The organism is Candidatus Accumulibacter sp. ACC007, from assembly GCF_907163205.1.
GTDB lineage: Bacteria > Pseudomonadota > Gammaproteobacteria > Burkholderiales > Rhodocyclaceae > Accumulibacter > Accumulibacter regalis.
In genome coordinates this window covers 977045-997045 of sequence record NZ_CAJQUD010000001.1, presented here as the reverse complement: position 1 = coordinate 997045, position 20001 = coordinate 977045, and the positions used below count along the sequence as shown (strand labels likewise).

Below are 20001 nucleotides of genomic sequence, written 5' to 3'. Positions count from 1 at the left end.
AGCTGTTGGCATAACACCATGAATGTTAACGATTTTTCCCCGGCTCATGACATGCCATCCGAGTGCGGAAGCCCTGAGTGCGCCCCCTCGTGTCAGACCGGCTTTGACCCGCTCACACGCCCCTCCAAGCGAGCGCGGAGGGCGCGACGATAATCGTCACGCTTGCCCCGTCGCCTGGTAGCGAGCCAGCGGAACTTAGGCCGCCTACGCGAACAGCCAACCCGGATCGCTGACCGGCACTTCCGCCACAGCGGCGCCATCATTTGCCGCCACGCTGAAGTAGAGGTCGGTCATGTCGACCACATCGCCGTTGGCCATGGTGGCCGAACTCTGCTCGAGATGCAGGTTGCCGTTGACGTCCCAGAAAGCGTCTTCGTGATACGCCACGTTAACACTGACGACGCCAGCGTCGGCCAGACTGATCAACTCGCCAGGGTCGGTCTGGTGGTTGCCGTTGGCGTCCCGCCACACCGACAGATTCACGTAGCCGTCGTCCGCGGCATCGACCAGACCATCGCCGTTGCTGTCAAAAGCCGCCAGCCGTGCGAAGCCATCGCCCTGCTTGCTACCGCCGAACAGCTCGGAAATGTCGTCGATACGGCCGTTGCCGTCGGCATCGAAGGCCAGGAAGGCATCACCCGCCGACAACCAGCCGGACTTGACCACGCTACCGTTTCCGAACAGATCGAACTGACCCTGCGCATCAGCCAGCGAGGTGGTCTGGATACCGTTGCCGTCGAGGTCGATGGCAATCGGGGTCACCGTCTTCGACGCCGCGCTGACGACCAGCTTCTCGATCTTGAAGTAGTCGGACGTGTTGTCCCCGACGCTGCCTGTGGTGCTATCCGGGAGTCTGGCGGCCACCACCAAGACATTACCCTCCGCTTGTGCGCTGTTGATGTCGGCCCAGCGCGCAGACGTCGAACTGGTGTCGTTGACTTCTTTGGTCAACCCGGCAAGGGGATTGGACAAACTGACCGGCCCATCCAACGAACCAATCCACGCCGTGAGGTCGCTGTCGCCGATGACGTAGCCCAGGAAGGCCTTATCTACCACCACTTTCTCGGAGAACTCGTAGATCACGTAGTTGATACGGCCCACGTTGTCGACCGTGTGCGTGTTGCTGCTGCGCCCGTCACCTTCGCTGCGATCGGTGACGCCATGCCCACCACTGTAGGCGCCTAGCCAGGCGGTTTCCCAGTTAGTGGGTTGGCCGTCCCTGTCGAAAGAGCTGCTGCTGACTGCACGGGCGTTGACCGTGATGCCGTCGACAGTGTAGCTCCGCACGTTGCCATTGCTGCCGTCAGTGGCCGAGTTGCCGCTGAAGTCGTAGGTTACGTTTACCCGCGGCGGCGTCAGGCCGGCATCCCAGCCGTTGTTTTCGCCTGCGACCAGTGTGATCAGCCCGGTTTTGCCGGAGCTACCGACGTCTGAATCCAGCGCGTCGTTGCCGCCCTCGTTGGCCACCGTGAAGCCGCCAAAAGCCGTGGGTTTGACGAACTGCAACTCGTACTTGCCGAGAACCAGGTTAGTGAAGCTGTAGTTGCCGCGGCCATCGGTGGTGGTGTCTTGGAGAAATGTACCCGCACTGTTGAACAGCTTCACCGTCACTCCTGCCACACCCGCTTCACCAGTGTCCTGCAAGCCGTTACCGTTGGTGTCGCACCAGACCCGGTCGCCGATGCTGGCCAGTGCCTGATTCTTGTAGTGGCTGAGGTCGAAGTCTCCCGGCGCACCTGGAGCCGAGACGGTGGCCTTGTTCTCATAAACCCCGCCCGTCGTGGGCTGCTGGAAGGTCAACTTCTCGATCTTGAATCGATCCTCCGGTGTGCTGTCGCCCGTCCAGGCAGCAAGCACCAGCACGTTGCCGGCGAGGTTGCCGGCATTGATGTCGGCCGTCCGCGCCGAAGTCAGATCGGTCAAGTTGACTTCGGTGAAGCCAAGTCCGTTGAGCACCGCGTCGCTGAGCGTCAGGTGGCTGTTGAAGGCGTTACTGCTGGTGCCGATCCACACCGTGATGTCGCTGTCGTTGACCACGTAACCCAGGTACGCCGAGTCGACGATTACGCTCTGGTTGAACTCGAAGAGCACGTAGTTGTCCCGGCCGACATTGTCGACGGTGTGCATGTTGCTGCCACCGCTTCCCTCGCTGCTGTCGGTGACGCCCAGCCCACCGCCGTAGCTTCCCAGCCACGCGGTCGACCATTCACCGCTGGCCTTGTCTCTGGCGAAGGCGCTGGCCTTGACCGACACCGCTCCGCTGCTGAACGTGCGGATGTTGCCATCCGTGCCGTCCAGCGCACTGTTGCCGCTGAAGTCGAAGGTCCGGGGGGCGCCGAGTGCCGTCAGATCCTGGACGATGCCCGAGGCCTTATACAGCCACACTTCACCCGGCGACAGGAAATTGTCGTTTCCGACGTCACCCGACAGGTAGGTGATCTTGCCGTTGGCTACCGAGAAGTCGTCGGCCGTGTTCGCCGGCGTGCCGTTGTCATCGACAATCGCGATCTCGCTCTTTGCGAACGTCGTGTTGCCGGTATTGCTCACCTGGTAGGTCCAGTTGACCACCGTGCCCGGGGTCAGGAGCGGAACGCCGGCGCCATCGGCCGAGTCTTCGTTGTCGTAGTTCGGTGCGAACGGGTTGCTGTTGCTCGCACCATTGGTGGTCTTCTCGATGTCGATACCCGGCCTCAGGACAACCAGCCCGGCATCCCAGCTGAGGTCGTTCTCGCCGCTGCTGAGCGTGGTAACCACGGTCATGCCGTCGACCGGGTTGGCGTCGCTGTCGCTGCCGTCGGCGCCGATGTCCTGCTTGGCGAAAGTGTAGCCGGCCGGTTTGATGAATTCGAGCTTGTAGTCGCCCGGAACCAGGTTATTGAACAGGTAGTAGCCAGCCTTGCCGCTGCCATCGTTGGCGGTCGTGGTGCTGGCGACGAAGACGCCGGCACCGGTGTAGAGCTTGACCGTGACGCCGTTCAGGCCGCTGGCCGAACCGTCGTCCTGCTGACCATTGTTGTTGGCGTCCACCCAGACGTAGTCGCCGATGCTGGCGAGCACCGGATTCTTGTAGTGGCTGAGGTCGAAGTCTCCCGGCGCACCTGTAGCCGAGACGGTGGCCTTGTTCTCATAGACCTCGCCCGACGTGGGCTGCTGGACGATCAGCTTCTCGATCTTGAATTGATCCTCCGGCGTGCTGTCGCCGGTCCAGGCGGCAATCACCAGCACGTTGCCGGCGACGTTGCCGGCATTGATGTCGGCCGTCCGCGCCGAACTCGAATCGGTGAGGTTGACTTCCGTAAAGCCGAGTCCCTGGAGCACTGTGTCGCTTAGCGTGAGGTGATTGTTGAAGGCGTTACTGCTGTTGCCGATCCACACCGTGATGTCGCTGTCGCCAACCACGTAGCCCAGGGCAGCCTTGTCGACGATCACGCTCTGGTTGAACTCGAAGAGTACGTAGTTATCCCGCCCGATGTTGTCGACGGTGTGCGCGTTGTTGCTGCCGTTGCCCTCGCTGCTGTCGGTGACGCCCAGCCCTCCGCCGTAGCTGCCCAGCCACGCGGTTGACCACGCGCCGCTGGCCTTGTCTCTGGCGAAGGCGCTGGCCTTGACCGACACTGCGCCGCTGCTGAACTCGCGGATGTTGCCATCCGTGCCGTCCAGGGCGCTGTTGCCGCTGAGGGTGAGCGTGGTGCTCGCCCCCGGCGCACCGGTCAGATTCTGGACGATGCCCGAGGCCTTATACAGCCACACTTCACCCGGTGACAGGAGATTGTCGTTTCCGACGTCACCCGACAGGTAGGTGATCTTGCCATTGGCCACCGAGAAGTCGTCGGCCGTGTTCGCCGGCGTGCCGTTGTCATCGACAATCCCCACCTCGCTCTTTGCGAACGTCGTGTTGCCGGTGTTGGTCACCTGGTAGGTCCAGTTGACCACCGAGCCCGGGGTCAGGAGCGGAACGCCGGCGCCATTAGCCGAGTCTTCGTTGTCGTAGTCCGGCGCAATCGGGTTGCTGTTGCTCGCACCGTTGGTGGTCTTCTCGATGTCGATTCCGGGCCTCAGGACCACCAGGCCGGCATCCCAGCTGAGGTCGTTCTCGCCACTGCTGAGCGTGGTAACCACGGTCATGCCGTTGACCGGGTTGGCGTCGCTGTCGCTGCCGTCGGCGCCGATGTCCTGCTTGGCGAAAGCGTAGCCCGCCGGTTTGATGAATTCGAGCTTGTAGTCGCCCGGAACCAGGTTATTGAACAGGTAGTAGCCGGCCTTGCCGCTGCCATCGTTGGCGGTCGTGGTGCTGGCGAGGAAGGCGCCGGCACCGGTGTAGAGCTTGACCGTGACGCCGTTCAGGCCGCTGGCCGCACCGTCGTCCTGCTGCCCGTTGTTGTTGCCATCCACCCAGACGTAGTCGCCGATGCTGGCGAGCACCGGATTCTTGTAGTGGCTGAGATCGAAGTCCCCTGCCGCACCCGGAGCCGTCACCGTCGCCTTGTTTTCATAGACCCCGCCGGCCGTCGGCTGCTGGAAGGTCAACTTCTCGATCTTGAATCGATCCTCCGGTGTGCTGTCGCCCGTCCAGGCAGCAAGCACCAGCACGTTGCCGGCGAGGTTGCCGGCATTGATGTCGGCCGTCCGCGCCGAAGTCAGATCGGTCAAGTTGACTTCGGTGAAGCCAAGTCCGTTGAGCACCGCGTCGCTGAGCGTCAGGTGGCTGTTGAAGGCGTTACTGCTGGTGCCGATCCACACCGTGATGTCGCTGTCGTTGACCACGTAACCCAGGTACGCCGAGTCGACGATTACGCTCTGGTTGAACTCGAAGAGCACGTAGTTGTCCCGGCCGACATTGTCGACGGTGTGCATGTTGCTGCCACCGCTTCCCTCGCTGCTGTCGGTGACGCCCAGCCCACCGCCGTAGCTTCCCAGCCACGCGGTCGACCATTCACCGCTGGCCTTGTCTCTGGCGAAGGCGCTGGCCTTGACCGACACCGCTCCGCTGCTGAACGTGCGGATGTTGCCATCCGTGCCGTCCAGCGCACTGTTGCCGCTGAAGTCGAAGGTCCGGGGGGCGCCGAGTGCCGTCAGATCCTGGACGATGCCCGAGGCCTTATACAGCCACACTTCACCCGGCGACAGGAAATTGTCGTTTCCGACGTCACCCGACAGGTAGTTGATCTTGCCGTTGGCTACCGAGAAGTCGTCGGCCGTGTTCGCCGGCGTACCGTTGTCATCGACAATCGCGATCTCGCTTTTTGCGAACGTCGTGTTGCCGGTGTTGGTCACCTGGTAGGTCCAGTTGACCACCGAGCCCGCGGTCAGGAGCGGAACGCCCGCGCCATTAGCCGAGTCTTCGTTGTCGTAGTCCGGCGCAACCGGGTTGCTGTTGCTCGCACCGTTGGTGGTTTTCTCGATGTCGATACCCGGCCGCAAGCCGACTAGGCCCGCGTCGACGTCGCGTTCGTTCTCGCCCGAGCTGAGTTCGATGCAGCCGGTCAGGCCGCCCGTACCGGCATCGGAGTCGTTGTTCGTCACATCCGCGGCAACCTGCGAGGGCGTCGTGAAGCTGTACCCCGTGGGCAGCACGAATTCCACCACGTACTGGCCTGGCTTCAGGCCTTCGAACAGGTACTGGCCACCCGCGTCGGTGGTGTCGCTGAGCGGCTGGTTGTTGCCGTCCAGGACCGCAGCCCCCTTGTTGCCGGGCTGCGTCGTGTCGCAGTAATAGAGATTGACGACCACCTCCGACTTGGCCACGTCACCCGTGTCAAAGACGCCATTGCCGTTGTTGTCCACGAACACCGTGTCGCCCAGGCTGGCCGACTCGTAGAGGCCCGCGTCGACGTCGCGTTCGTTCTCGCCCGAGCTGAGTTCGATGCAGCCGGTCAGGCCGCCCGTACCGGCATCGGAGTCGTTGTTCGTCACATCCGCGGCAACCTGCGAGGGCGTCGTGAAGCTGTACCCCGTGGGCAGCACGAATTCCACCACGTACTGGCCTGGCTTCAGGCCTTCGAACAGGTACTGGCCACCCGCGTCGGTGGTGTCGCTGAGCGGCTGGTTGTTGCCGTCCAGGACCGCAGCCCCCTTGTTGCCGGGCTGCGTCGTGTCGCAGTAATAGAGATTGACGACCACCTCCGACTTGGCCACGTCACCCGTGTCAAAGACGCCATTGCCGTTGTTGTCCACGAACACCGTGTCGCCCAGGCTGGCCGACTCGTAGAGGCCCGCGTCGACGTCGCGTTCGTTCTCGCCCGAGCTGAGTTCGATGCAGCCGGTCAGGCCGCCCGTACCGGCATCGGAGTCGTTGTTCGTCACATCCGCGGCAACCTGCGAGGGCGTCGTGAAGCTGTACCCCGTGGGCAGCACGAATTCCACCACGTACTGGCCTGGCTTCAGGCCTTCGAACAGGTACTGGCCACCCGCGTCGGTGGTGTCGCTGAGCGGCTGGTTGTTGCCGTCCAGGACCGCAGCCCCCTTGTTGCCGGGCTGCGTCGTGTCGCAGTAATAGAGATTGACGACCACCTCCGACTTGGCCACGTCACCCGTGTCAAAGACGCCATTGCCGTTGTTGTCCACGAACACCGTGTCGCCCAGGCTGGCCGACTCGTAGAGGCCCGCGTCGACGTCGCGTTCGTTCTCGCCCGAGCTGAGTTCGATGCAGCCGGTCAGGCCGCCCGTACCGGCATCGGAGTCGTTGTTCGTCACATCCGCGGCAACCTGCGAGGGCGTCGTGAAGCTGTACCCCGTGGGCAGCACGAATTCCACCACGTACTGGCCTGGCTTCAGGCCTTCGAACAGGTACTGGCCACCCGCGTCGGTGGTGTCGCTGAGCGGCTGGTTGTTGCCGTCCAGGACCGCAGCCCCCTTGTTGCCGGGCTGCGTCGTGTCGCAGTAATAGAGATTGACGACCACCTCCGACTTGGCCACGTCACCCGTGTCAAAGACGCCATTGCCGTTGTTGTCCACGAACACCGTGTCGCCCAGGCTGGCCGACTCGTAGAGGCCCGCGTCGACGTCGCGTTCGTTCTCGCCCGAGCTGAGTTCGATGCAGCCGGTCAGGCCGCCCGTACCGGCATCGGAGTCGTTGTTCGTCACATCCGCGGCAACCTGCGAGGGCGTCGTGAAGCTGTACCCCGTGGGCAGCACGAATTCCACCACGTACTGGCCTGGCTTCAGGCCTTCGAACAGGTACTGGCCACCCGCGTCGGTGGTGTCGCTGAGCGGCTGGTTGTTGCCGTCCAGGACCGCAGCCCCCTTGTTGCCGGGCTGCGTCGTGTCGCAGTAATAGAGATTGACGACCACCTCCGACTTGGCCACGTCACCCGTGTCAAAGACGCCATTGCCGTTGTTGTCCACGAACACCGTGTCGCCCAGGCTGGCCGACTCGTAGAGGCCCGCGTCGACGTCGCGTTCGTTCTCGCCCGAGCTGAGTTCGATGCAGCCGGTCAGGCCGCCCGTACCGGCATCGGAGTCGTTGTTCGTCACATCCGCGGCAACCTGCGAGGGCGTCGTGAAGCTGTACCCCGTGGGCAGCACGAATTCCACCACGTACTGGCCTGGCTTCAGGCCTTCGAACAGGTACTGGCCACCCGCGTCGGTGGTGTCGCTGAGCGGCTGGTTGTTGCCGTCCAGGACCGCAGCCCCCTTGTTGCCGGGCTGCGTCGTGTCGCAGTAATAGAGATTGACGACCACCTCCGACTTGGCCACGTCACCCGTGTCAAAGACGCCATTGCCGTTGTTGTCCACGAACACCGTGTCGCCCAGGCTGGCCGACTCGTAGAGGCCCGCGTCGACGTCGCGTTCGTTCTCGCCCGAGCTGAGTTCGATGCAGCCGGTCAGGCCGCCCGTACCGGCATCGGAGTCGTTGTTCGTCACATCCGCGGCAACCTGCGAGGGCGTCGTGAAGCTGTACCCCGTGGGCAGCACGAATTCCACCACGTACTGGCCTGGCTTCAGGCCTTCGAACAGGTACTGGCCACCCGCGTCGGTGGTGTCGCTGAGCGGCTGGTTGTTGCCGTCCAGGACCGCAGCCCCCTTGTTGCCGGGCTGCGTCGTGTCGCAGTAATAGAGATTGACGACCACCTCCGACTTGGCCACGTCACCCGTGTCAAAGACGCCATTGCCGTTGTTGTCCACGAACACCGTGTCGCCCAGGCTGGCCGACTCGTAGAGGCCCGCGTCTATCGTCCGGTTGAATAGGCCCGCAGGCAGCTGGATGATCCCGCTCTCGCCATTGGCAGGATTGGCATTGCTGTCAGTCTCAGGCGTGCCTGCGGAGGCATATCGCGGACTGAACGAGTACGACGCGCTGGTCGTGGTATTTCCGAACAGCACCTGGTAATCCAGGCCAGGTATCAAACCAGAAAACTGGTAGTAGCCCTTCTCTACGGTTCCCGTCGTGTGCGGGTTGTCACCGGTGACGGTTGTCTGGAGAACCTCGTCACTATCGAAGTGATCGTTGTTGTTGAGGTCACGCCACAACTTGACGGTGATACCGTCGATCCCCTCCTCGTCGGTATCCTGTATTCCGTCAGCGTTCTTGTCGAGCCAGACGTAATCGCCGAGCGCCGCGGACTTGACCTGAACGAGGATCGGTTGGCTGAACGTTTCGCCAATGTCCTGTACGCCATTGCCGTTGTTATCGGAGAACGTCGACAGCAATAGCGTCACATTGTCGTTGTCGGGGTTGTTGGACGAAGCCGCTACGCGGAGGAAAGCGCGGTGCTGTCGTCGTGCTGAAGTCAAGATGTGACCTCGCCCCTCATCCGAGGGATGTTCATGACGAATGCGAGGTTACCGCAAGATGAAAGACATGTCCGCTGTCGCAACGACGAATTTTGACACGAACTACGAGCTGCACCAGAAGCACCTGAAGCTCAAGGGCTTGCAGCCGAAGACGATCGACGCGTATTCGCGCGCTATCCGCCGGGTGGGAGACTACTTCGCTCATCAGATCGACGATCTGAGCGAGGCCGACCTGTTGGACTACTTCGCCGACCTGCGTGAGACGCACTCCTGGAGTTCGCTCAAGCTCGATCTGTACGGGCTCAAGTTCTACTACGAGCACGTGCTGAAGAAACCCTGGGTGGCGCCCGGCCTGATCAAGCCGCCGCGCTCACAGCGCCTGCCGGACATCGTCACGGTCGAGGAGACCGAGCGCATTTTCCTGGCCACGCAGGTGCTCAGTTACCGCGTTTTCTTCTTTACCCTCTACAGTCTCGGCCTGCGCCTGGGCGAAGGGTTACGGCTGACGGTCGCCGACATCGATGCGGCGCGCGAGCGCGTGCATATCCGCGACGCTAAGGGCAACAAGGATCGCCTGGTGCCGCTGCCGACGGCCACCTACCAACTCCTGCGCCGTTTCTGGCAGCGCCACCGTCATCCCGTCCTGCTGTTTCCCAATCGCCACGGCGGCTTGGCGCGCGTGCGCACGGCCAGGACGCCGCTCGACCGCAGCGGCGTCCAGAAAGCACTGAAGGCGGTGGTCGAATCCTGCGGTCTAAAAAAAACATTTCGCCACACAGCTTGCGTCACGCCTATGCCACGCACCTCGTCGAGGCGGGCGTCGAGCTCACCGAGGTTCAGAGAATTCTCGGCCATCACTCGATTCTCACGACGGTTCGCTACACCCATCTGACGGATCAGACCAAGCATCACGCGATCGAGCGCATCAACGCGCTGATGGACCGCTATTCGCTGGCCAAGGGGACGCCGCGATGATCCGCCTCGGCTCTGTCATCGCCCAATTCGAAGCGGACTTCATGACGCAATTTCGCCACCGGCTGAGCTTCGAGCAGCTTCGGGCGCTCTCGGCGATGCGCGATTGCCGCAGCCCGGCCAGCCCGATGATGCAGCTCCAGTGCGAAGGCTGCGATCAGCAAAAACTCGTTCCGCATTCCTGCGGCCATCGCCTTTGCCCCCACTGCCAGCACCACGAGAGCCAGCAATGGCTGGAACGTCAGATGCTGCGCCTCGTCCCGGCCGACTACTTTCTGCTGACCTTCACGCTGCCGGCCGAATTGCGCGGGCTCGCTGCGGCGCACGCCGAGGTCGTCTTCGATTGCTTGATGCGCTGTGCCTGGGAAACGGTGCACCGCTTCAGTCGGAACGACCGGCAGTTGCAGGGGACGCCGGGGGCGATCGCGGTCCTGCACACGCACTCGCGTCGGCTCGACTTCCACCCGCATGTCCATCTCGTCGTCCCCGCGGCGGCGATCGATGCGGCGAAGCAGCGCTGGCGACGCAAGCGGCGCGGCAAGAACGGCACCTACCTGTTCAACGAGAAGGCGATGGCCAAGGTCTTCCGGGCAAAGATGCTGGCGGCGATCGAGGCGGCCGGCATTCGCCTGCCGGCGTGCTATCCGCGGGAATGGGTGGCGCACTGCAAATCGGTGGGTAGCGGCGAGAAGGCTCTGATCTACCTCGGTCGCTATCTCTACCGCGGCGTCATCCGTGAACAGGATCTCCTCGCCTGCGACAATGGCCGGGTGAGCTTCCGCTATCGCAACGCGAAGACCGGCAAGGTGGAAAAACGCGCGCTCGCCGGTGTCGATTTCCTCTGGCTGATCCTCCAGCACGTGCTGCCCAGGGGCTTTCGCCGCGCGCGCAATTTCGGCTTCCTGCACGCCAATTGCAAACGCCTGATCGGCTTGCTTCAGCGCTTGCTGAAGTTCGATCCCAGCCGCTTCACGCCACCGCGCAAGGAGCGGCCAGCGATGCTTTGCTCGTGCTGTGGCGCCGTGATGGCGATCGTCAGGACCCGGATTCGATCGACGTCGCCCGGCGGCGTCGTTGTTCCACCGGCCGTCGGGGTCGCCAGCTGATCATGTAAGCCGCCTTCACAGCGCTGTCCGGCCGCGTTCGGGACTTCAGTTTCCCCAAGCTGCGTGACGCGCTCGCTCGGAATTCGGTGGCGGGAACGCTAAAACGGCCGGATGCACACGATCTTCGCTGATGGTGCAGCAGCGCACCGGGACTTCTCGCTCCCGGTCCTCCGGAGTTCATGCTTCCGGGGTAACTCCAAAAAAGATATTTGCAGAGCGCGCGCCCAGCGCTCCGGCCCGGGCTCGTCCAACAAACGGATCAGATCGTGGCTTCGCACGATCTATCCTTATTCGTTATCAGTGATGTCCGGTACGAAGGCGTATTGCGCAGTGTTATGCGCCAAGCCCATCTCGACCAGTGCGGCAACTTTGACTGGATCCTTCGGGTCTGTCGACGGGCTGGGAGGCGTGAACGGGTTGTCGCCCAATAACTCCCATATCGCTGCCTGTACCTCGCCATAGGTGTACGCAGGCGATGAGCCGGCTGTGAAATTCTGGTTAATCAGCCAATTGACCCCGGGCAGATTTTGTGGCGTTTCGATGCCAGGAAATGCAGAAGCGACAAACGGTTCGTGGAGGCGATAGACAGTCGCCAGCAGGATGACGTCGGATCCAATGGAATAATCCCGATCAGCGCACCAGGCATCGTAGGGTCCGGAACCGTACACGACATCCTGAAACGTAACGTCAAAATAACTTGGGGCAAGCTGATCGCCGGGATTCTTTACATGGATGGAGACTACCGGTGCCTGTGACATGTCTATATCTCCTGACAGGATTGCATTCTTGGTAAGGATCGCTTTCTAAAGCAATTGCCTGAAACTGACAGCCCCTAAATCTGCCTCGCCGGCTGCATGTCGCGCCGTGAGGAGCAAGTCACCGCCCGGAGCCGTCCGGCGGCGAGAATTCCCCGCGCTAACGGGCGGGGGCGCCCAAGGGGCTTGGCAAGCGCCGGTGCATCACCTCGGTCGCACCCCCAACGAGAAAAACCCGCCTCAGCACGCCGGAGTTCGGCGCAACGACCAGACGAGGCTTCTACAGCAACGTTCGTTTCGGCGCGAAATCTGTTACTGGACCGCGCACATCCTTCTGGAAAAGCGCTGATTAATCCCATTGTTGCCCCGACGCTCGCAGCGACCCTGTTGGTCTGGCCCCACCGGAGCTGGGGCATCTCGACTAAAGCAGCGCCGTGCTGGCGCCGGTTGCAGAACAAGAAAAACCACGTATCTCGCGAGTGTTCCCAATGTCGGGAAGCAGAAGCCCAATGCACGCCGGAAATCCTCGCCACATACGACGAGGGCGCTGCCAAGGCAGCGCCCCCATACCGCAACTTATTTTTTTCTACGCCGGGCCACCAACAGGGCGACAGCAGCGACGGCAAGCAAGGACAAAGACTCCGGCTCCGGGACAACTTGGCTCTATGTCGTTTCGTGTGGAACCGGCGATGGGTTTCGCGTTTTGAGGGAGCGGTGATGTCAAGGGCGGACGCAGTCCGGGCGCAGCCGAACCCTTTACATCGCTGCCCGCTTGCTTACGCTTGCTCCGGGCCGAGGAAGGCAGTCTGCCGCCCTCGGCATGGAGGACAATGGCGGTCTTTCCTCTCGCGACCGGTTCCTCATGATTGAAACGCTGTTCACCCAGGCTCTGGGTCTCGTTGCTCCTTGGCAGGTAGCTGAGGTCATCTTCAAGCCAGAGTCCGGACGGATCGATTTCCAGGTCCGATTTGGCGCAGCCATTCATGCTTGCCCGGCTTGCGGTGCGGCGGCGCAGCCGCTGCATGACCGCTTGGCGCGTTCCTGGCGCCATATGGATTTCTTTCAGTACGAAGCCCACCTGCATGCCGAGGTGCCGCGAGTGGCCTGTGCCGGTTGCGGCAAGGTCACGCAGATTCCTGTTCCCTGGGCGCGTGAAGGGAGCCGCTTCACGCTGCTGTTCGAGGCCTTGACGTTGATGCTGGCGCCGACCATGTCGGTCTTGGCAGCTGGCCGACTGCTGCGCGTGCGCAGTCGCAGACTGTGGCGCGTGATCAATCATCATGTGGGCCGGGCGCGCGCCCAGGAAAGTCATGCCAGGGTTCGCGCGATCGGCGTCGATGAGACCGCCAGTAAACGCGGCCAGACGTATATCTCTGTTTTTTATGACCTCGACGCGCAGCGTCTGCTGTTTGCCACGCCGGGCCGAGACAAGGCCACGCTCGGAAAGTTCGCCAGCGACCTTACCGAGCATGGTGGCCAGCCCACCGCGATCACCCATGTCAGCATGGACATGAGCGGCTCGTTCCAGGCCGGCGCCGCCGAGCACTTTCCAGCAGCCGAGGTCTGTTTCGACCGCTTCCACGTGGTCGCTCTGAGCAGCACGGCGCTGGACGAGGTGCGACGCGCCGAGGTCAAGACCGCGCCCGAACTCAAAGGCACCCGCTGGGGCCTGCACAAGAAACCCGCCGACTGGACCGTCAAGCAAACCGACACCATGTACTGGTTGCAGCGCTCGAACCTCAAGACCGCACGGGCCTGGCGGATCAAGCAGGCGCTGCGCTCCATCTACGCCACCGCCACGACACCTGACGAGGCCAAGCCCCTGCTCAAGCGCTGGCTCAGTTGGGCCAGCCGCTGCCGACTCGAACCGTTCAAGCGCCTCGGACGGACGATCAGCAAGCACCTTCCTGGCGTACTCAACGGTTTTCACCCCGGCAAACACAATGGCCGTGTCGAAGCGATGAATCGAGCGCTCCAGGAGGCGCGCGCAAGGGCACGCGGCTATCGCCGCGTCGAAAACTTCATCGCCATGGCCTACCTCATCGCTGGAAAGCTCACTCATTTGCCCGCCTCGCCCTTCGCCCCATTCTTGCCCGTTCCACACGAAACGACCTAAACCCGACAACTTCGGCGAAGGCCGGCGCGGCAGCAGAAAGCAGAAGCGCAAACGACAGAAAAGCACGCATGAGGGTTCTCTCCTTATAGAGGTCAAGAATGACAAAGGCCAATCTGGCACATGGCCTCGGCGAGACCAGCGAGCAATATTCGTGCCATAGTTATTTAATGCTCGGATTTAATGATTATTGTTCTGTTTTCGTGGACGATCGATCTGAGGCAACTGTAAAATTTTCCGACACCACGGATAGCCTCGTCGTCAAGGGTGTCCGCGGGAAGTTCCCGCTTGCCAAGGCCTCAGGCAACATAGGCAGGATGATGCTAGAGCGCACCGGGCCTGGTCGTCCAAGAGCGTCACGCCGGTTTTACAATCGCGTCGCCTTGCGGCAACCGCTGCGCAACAGCTCCTTACTCGCTTGCGACCGACGCCTCGGTTTGCAACACTGCCGCTGCAGCGCTGCACCACGGCGTGCAAGGGCGGGAAACGCCCGGCCGGACGTCTCGCGCTTGGCGACGCCAACGGACGAAAAGCACCGGGAAAGGTCGGCATGTCCGCACACGCGGGGACGGCGCTTCTGCGAGCGCCGGTTGGCCGAAACGCCGGCGTTTCGACGGCGCGGCTGCACGATGCCCCAGCCATTTCCACCGCCAACAGCCGTTTCAGCGGAGGCGCCTGAGTGTCGGAAAACTTTACACCTAGTTTTCCCGCCACGAGTGGATCGGCTTGCGTTGCCGCAAGAGCTGGAACGAGGTGGCTTACACGGCTGCAGGAGACTACGGAATGAACGACCACTCGATCTGATCACTCCGCTCGACACCAGCGGTCATCGCCCGGCACAGGCCGATGAACTCGCGCATGCCTGCCGTCTGGAACTTGCGGCGGTGCCAGAGGAAGTGAAAATGCCGCTGCAGGTCGAGTTCGGGCGTCTGTATGGCCACCAGGCTGCCGCGCCGGAAAGCCTCACGCAGCGCCAGGCGCGAGATGCAGCCAATACCGAGGCCGAATTCGACGGCACGCTTGATCGCTTCGGTGTGCTCGAGCTCGAGGCGAACCTTGAGCGGCGAATGCTGATGGCGCAGCGCCTGATCAAGGGTCTCACGCGTCCCCGAGCCGGGCTCGCGGACGATCCAGGACTCGTCGGCGAGTTCCGCCAGCGTCGCCGACGCTTGTTTCGCCAGCGGATGACCGGGAGCGCAGAAAACGACCAGTTCGTCGGCCACCCACGGTTCGACGATTAGCTCGGGGTGCCGGCAACTGCCTTCCACCAGGCCGAGATCGAGTTCATGGCGCGCCACCTGGTCGACGATCGTCGCCGTGTTGTGCACTTTCAGATGCACGCTGCTCTCGGGATGACGGGTGAGGAAATCGGCGACGATCAGTGTCGCCAGGTAGTTGCCGATGGTCAGCGTCGCTCCGATCTGCAGCTTTCCGTAGCCGGCGTGCCCTTCAAGCCCGCTCTCGATCGCCGCCGCACGCTCGATCAGCTCGACGGCTTGCGGCAGCAGGGCCTGGCCAAGCTCGTTCAGGCGCAGGGTCTTGCCGAAGCGGTCGAAGAGCTGCGTGTCGTACTGGCGCTCGAGTTCGCCGAGGGCCGTACTGGTCGCTGACTGCGACAGCGAGAGCTCCTCGGCGGCGCGCGAAACGCTCTCGTGCCGAGCCACGGCCACAAAAACCCCGATCTGCCGCAAAGTGAATCGCATATCTACAAGTTAGATATAGTTTATTGAGAAAATCTGTTTTACAAATATAACATACGCAAATACCATGGCTTTCATCAACCGCACACTGGGGTCAAGAACGATGAGCACCTTTTCCGCCCAACAAGTCCTTTCGGTCCATCACTGGAACGACACCTTGTTCAGTTTTCGCACCACGCGCGACCCGGGCTTGCGCTTCATCAACGGTCAATTCGTGATGATCGGCCTGGCGCAGGAAGAGCGGCGACCGCTGACCCGCGCCTACAGCATCGCCAGCGCCAATCATGACGAATACCTCGAGTTCCTGAGCATCAAGGTGCCCAACGGCCCGCTGACCTCGAAGCTGCAGCACCTGGCGGTCGGCGACGAGATCGTCGTCAGCCGCAAGCCGACCGGCACGCTGGTGCTGCGCGACCTGCGCCCGGGAAGGAACCTCTACCTGCTGTCGACCGGCACCGGCCTGGCGCCGTTCATCAGCCTGATCCAGGACCCCGAGACCTACGAACGCTTCGAGAAAGTGGTCCTCATCCACGGTGTTCGCTGGCAGCGGGACCTGGCCTACAGCGACTTCATCAGCAGGGATTTGCCGCAGCACGAGTTTTTCGCGGACATGGTGCGTGACCAGCTGATCTACTACCCGACAGTGACCCGCGAGCCATTCCGCAATCAGGGCCGTATCACGGAGCTGGTCAACAGCGGCCGCCTGTTTTCCGATATCGGCCTGCCGCCTTTGGACCCCGCTCACGATCGCGCCATGCTCTGCGGTAGCCCGGCGATGCTCAAGGATTGTTGCCAGTTGCTCGACAGTCGGGGATTCGAGGTTTCGCCGCACATTGGCGCGCAGGGCGACTACGTGATCGAACGGGCTTTCGTGGAAAAGTAGGCGCGACGGACAAGAGCGTCGTCTTCGCTTCGCCGGCTGTTACCGGCGGCAGCTTTGAAGGGCTGCCTTTCAATCGCCGCCGTGTGAAACCTCGCCGGCTACGAGCCGCCAGTCTCGGGTAGACTTGCGCTTTTCGGGCGCCACGCGTTGGCCGCCCGCCGACCGCTTTTCCTCCTTTGGATCGACACGCAAGGCCATGGCTCAATACGTATTCACGATGAACCGCGTGGGCAAGATCGTCCCGCCCAAACGCCAGATCATCAAAGACATCTCCCTTTCCTTCTTCCCGGGCGCCAAGATCGGCCTGCTCGGGCTCAACGGCTCGGGCAAGTCGACGGTTCTGCGCATCATGGCCGGTCTCGACAAGGACATCATCGGCGAAGCGACGCCGATGCCCAACCTCAAGATCGGCTATCTGGCGCAGGAGCCCGAACTCGACCCGGAGGCGACCGTCCGCCAGGAGGTCGAGTCCGGCCTGGGCGAGGTTTTCCAGGCGCAGGCCATGCTGGAAGAGGTCTACGCGGCTTACGCCGAAGCCGACGCCGACTTCGACAAGCTCGCCGAGGAGCAGGCGCGCCTCGAAGCGATCCTGGCGACTGCCGGCTCCGATCTCGCCAGCCAGCTCGAACTGGCCGCTGATGCGCTGCGCCTGCCCCCCTGGGAGGCGCAGATCGGCCAGCTCTCCGGTGGCGAAAAGCGCCGCGTCGCGCTGTGCAAGCTGCTCCTCTCGCAGCCCGCCATGCTGCTCCTCGACGAACCGACCAACCACCTCGACGCCGAGTCGGTCGAATGGCTGGAACAATTCCTGGTGCGCTTCCCGGGTACGGTGGTCGCCGTCACCCACGACCGTTACTTCCTCGATAACGCCGCGGAGTGGATTCTCGAACTCGATCGTGGCCAGGGAATTCCCTGGAAGGGCAATTACTCGAGCTGGCTGGAGCAGAAGGAAGCGCGCCTGGAAACCGAGGCCAAGCAGGAAGCCGGCCGCATCCGGACGATGAAGCAGGAACTGGAATGGGTACGCCAGAGCCCGAAAGCACGGCAGGCGAAGAGCAAGGCGCGCCTGTCACGCTTTGACGAGCTGAGCAGTGTCGAGTACCAGAAACGCAACGAAACGCAGGAGATCTTCATCCCGGTCGGCGAGCGGCTGGGCAACAAGGTGATCGAGTTCAAGGAGGTCAGCAAGTCCTTTGGCGACCGCCTGCTGATCGACAAGCTCACTTTCAGCGTCCCTCCGGGCGCAATCGTCGGCATCATCGGCCCCAACGGTGCCGGCAAGTCGACCCTCTTCCGGATGCTGATCGGTAACGAAAAACCGGATTCCGGCGAAGTCGAGATCGGCGACACGGTCAAGCTGGCTTACGTCGACCAGAGCCGCGACTGCCTCGATGGCGAGAAAACGGTTTTCGAGGAGATCGCCGGCGGTGCCGACGTCCTAACCGTGGGCAAGTACGAAACGCCGGCGCGGGCCTACATCGGCCGCTTCAATTTCAAGGGTTCCGATCAGCAGAAACGGGTTGGCCAGCTTTCCGGTGGTGAGCGCGGTCGCCTGCACATGGCCAAGACGCTGATCGCCGGCGGTAACGTCCTGCTCCTCGACGAGCCGTCGAACGACCTCGACGTCGAAACACTGCGCGCCCTCGAAGACGCGCTGCTGGAGTTTGCAGGCAGCGTGCTGGTCATTTCGCACGACCGCTGGTTCCTCGACCGCATCTGCACGCACATTCTGGCCTGCGAAGGGGAGTCGCAATGGAGCTTCTTCAGCGGCAACTATCACGAGTACGAGGCAGACAAGGTACGCCGCCTCGGCGAGGAAGCGGCCAAGCCAAAACGGATTCGCTACAAGCCGATCACGCGCTAGTGGCGGCAATCGTGATGAGGCTTTCGGCGACCCCGAGAGCAGAGTGAAACCCGCGTGACGACGGGAGTTGGCCCGGTCCATAGCGCTTCTTTCATCGCCAAATGCGGGGCCGCCCCTCCCCAGCCACCGTCATTGCGAGGAGGCGTAGCCGACGCGGCAATCCAGTTCCATTGTCTGTCTGTCTGTTTGTCCGCCACATCAGCCAGGTAAAAAACAAAACCTCTGGATTGCCACGTCGGCCACGCCTCCTCGCAATGACGTGCGGGTTGCTGTGGCGTGGCGTTTCCGACGAGACTTGCAGCAAGGCCGGACAGCCCCTTGAAACCACGTCGTCGCTGCAGTTCTTGGGTTCCATGCTGCGTCAAACATTGCGCAAGGCAGTGGAGTGGGCCGGACAGCCGGGCGCGTCTGCCCGCCGTGGGGCTAGCCAAGCCCCTTGAGGAATTCGCTGCGCTCGGGCTCCGAGTCGATATGCTCGGCGAGCTTTCGGTAGAGCTCCCTGAGGTCGCCGGAATCGTTTGCCGCCCGCTTGATGAGCACCCTGGCGAGCGGCCCGACGTACTGCGCGAGGCGCTTCTCGGCGGCGGCGAGGGTCACGGCATCGAAGATCACTGCGGCCGTCTGCACCGCTTCCTTGGCGCTGTCGGCGGCACGGTCGCTTTTTTCGAGACGCGTCGCCGGCGCTGGCGGGATCGACGCCGACGGCGCTTTCTCCAGGCGCTCGATACGCTTCAGAAATTCGGAGCGCTCGCTACCCGCGGGAACATTGTCGGCCAGCTCGGCGTTGAACTCCTCGACGCTCCTGGCATGCGAGGCACTCTTGCGCACCAGATGCTTGGCCAGTGGACCGATCGACCTGACCAGGGACGACTCGATCTCGGCCAGCGTTTCCGGAGGCAGCGTCATCTGCAGCGCCGGCGGCGGGCTCGCAGCAGCGACGGTGCGCGCGGATTGCTCGGTCACCTGCCCTTCTCCAGCCCCTGGTTTGCTCTTCAGAAAGGCGCTCACCAGGGCAGCCGCGAAGTCGCGCGCGTTCTGATAGCGCTCGTCAGGCTTCTTCGCCAGGGCGCGTGCGATCACGGCGTCGAAGGCCGCCGGCAGCTCCGGGACGATCGACGAGGGTGGCGCCGGTTCGACCCGCATCACATTATGGATCACGGCGACTGGCGTTTCGGCGACAAACGGCCCGCGACCGGTGAGCAGTTCGTAGAGAATCACGCCGGCCGCCCAGAGGTCGCAGCGGCCATCGGCCGGAAGGCCAAGCAGTTGCTCGGGGGAAATGTGCGTCGGCGTCCCGACCACCGAGCCGACCCGGGTCAGCGAAGAACTCTCGATCCGGGCCACACCGAAGTCCATGATCTTGATCTTCATGCCGCTGAGTACCATCAGGTTGGCGGGCTTGATGTCGCGGTGCACGACGCCGCTCTTGTGCGAATAGTCGAGCGCGGCGAGCAACTGCTTCATCACCTCGAAGACGTCGATCAACTCGAAACGCCCGCGCTCGCGCATCAGCTTGCGCAGCTCCTTCCCCTGCACGTACTCCATGACGATGAAAGCCATCGTCTCGTCCTCACCGAACTCGTAAACACCGACGATGCCTGGATGCTGCAGTTTCCCGCCAGCCTGCGCCTCACGCTTGAAGCGGGTCACCGCCGAATCCGCTTCGACGTTGGCGAGGTACTCGGCAAGAATCGTCTTGATGGCCACCGGGCGCTCGATGACCGGGTCGAAACCCTCGTAAACCGTGCCCATCGCGCCCTTGCCGAGCTCGCGACGGATTTCATACTTGCCGATGCGTTCCGGGATGGTCATGGCCTGGCTACTCCACATTCAGGGACGACAAATGAATCGGCGGCGCCGAATCGACAGCGCCCATCT

At 62.6% G+C, this 20001-nt stretch carries 10 protein-coding genes and 1 pseudogene; 6 read left to right on the top strand and 5 right to left on the bottom strand.

Translation table 11 applies throughout. From position 1 onward, the window contains the following. Positions 1-204: 204 nt before the first annotated feature. Positions 205-8733 carry an SdrD B-like domain-containing protein gene (locus QZ634_RS04235; protein ID WP_291985854.1) on the bottom strand — a complete coding sequence of 2843 codons (8529 nt, stop codon included), beginning with the start codon at positions 8731-8733 and terminating at the stop codon, positions 205-207. Between the two features lie 67 nt (positions 8734-8800). On the opposite strand from QZ634_RS04235, the gene QZ634_RS04230 reads away from it, so the two are divergent. The 3 genes from QZ634_RS04230 to QZ634_RS04220 are packed head-to-tail and all read left to right on the top strand — an operon-like array spanning position 8801 to position 10811. Beyond that, positions 8801-9625, top strand: coding sequence for a site-specific integrase (locus QZ634_RS04230; RefSeq protein WP_291985852.1), 825 nt, complete (start codon positions 8801-8803; stop codon positions 9623-9625). Further along, positions 9577-9708: a hypothetical protein gene (locus QZ634_RS04225; protein WP_366145377.1), complete on the top strand. Its 132-nt coding sequence runs from the start codon at positions 9577-9579 to the stop codon at positions 9706-9708. Before QZ634_RS04230 ends, QZ634_RS04225 begins: the two co-directional genes overlap by 49 nt. After that, positions 9705-10811, top strand: a complete 1107-nt coding sequence (locus QZ634_RS04220; protein WP_291985850.1) for a transposase — start codon at positions 9705-9707, stop codon at positions 10809-10811. Before QZ634_RS04225 ends, QZ634_RS04220 begins: the two co-directional genes overlap by 4 nt. Before the next feature lie 287 nt (positions 10812-11098). Here QZ634_RS04220 and QZ634_RS04215 read toward each other — a convergent pair whose 3' ends face one another. Next, positions 11099-11569, bottom strand: coding sequence for a hypothetical protein (locus QZ634_RS04215; protein WP_291985849.1), 471 nt, complete (start codon positions 11567-11569; stop codon positions 11099-11101). 573 nt (positions 11570-12142) lie between these two features. Further along, a pseudogene (locus QZ634_RS21500) lies at positions 12143-12214 on the bottom strand (MYXO-CTERM sorting domain-containing protein); the annotation flags it as partial. Between the two features lie 172 nt (positions 12215-12386). Here QZ634_RS21500 and QZ634_RS04210 point away from each other — a divergent pair. Next, positions 12387-13682, top strand: coding sequence for an ISL3 family transposase (locus QZ634_RS04210; protein ID WP_291985253.1), 1296 nt, complete (start codon positions 12387-12389; stop codon positions 13680-13682). Positions 13683-14455: 773 nt separating this feature from the next. Here QZ634_RS04210 and QZ634_RS04205 read toward each other — a convergent pair. Beyond that, the gene (locus QZ634_RS04205; protein ID WP_291901229.1) at positions 14456-15382 is read right to left on the bottom strand and encodes a LysR family transcriptional regulator; all 927 of its coding nucleotides are present in this window, start codon (positions 15380-15382) and stop codon (positions 14456-14458) included. A 100-nt stretch (positions 15383-15482) separates the two neighbouring features. On the opposite strand from QZ634_RS04205, the gene QZ634_RS04200 reads away from it, so the two are divergent. Both QZ634_RS04200 and ettA read left to right on the top strand, forming a co-directional pair. Continuing rightward, a complete protein-coding gene (locus QZ634_RS04200; RefSeq protein ID WP_291867555.1) occupies positions 15483-16262 on the top strand; it encodes a ferredoxin--NADP reductase in 780 nt (259 codons plus the stop codon). Between the two features lie 196 nt (positions 16263-16458). Continuing rightward, on the top strand, positions 16459-18123 hold the full coding sequence (ettA, locus tag QZ634_RS04195; protein WP_291985847.1) for an energy-dependent translational throttle protein EttA: 1665 nt from the start codon (positions 16459-16461) through the stop codon (positions 18121-18123). 423 nt (positions 18124-18546) lie between these two features. Here ettA and QZ634_RS04190 read toward each other — a convergent pair whose 3' ends face one another. Beyond that, complete coding sequence (locus QZ634_RS04190; protein WP_291985845.1) at positions 18547-19935, bottom strand: serine/threonine-protein kinase; 1389 nt, start codon at positions 19933-19935, stop codon at positions 18547-18549. Positions 19936-20001: the final 66 nt, after the last annotated feature.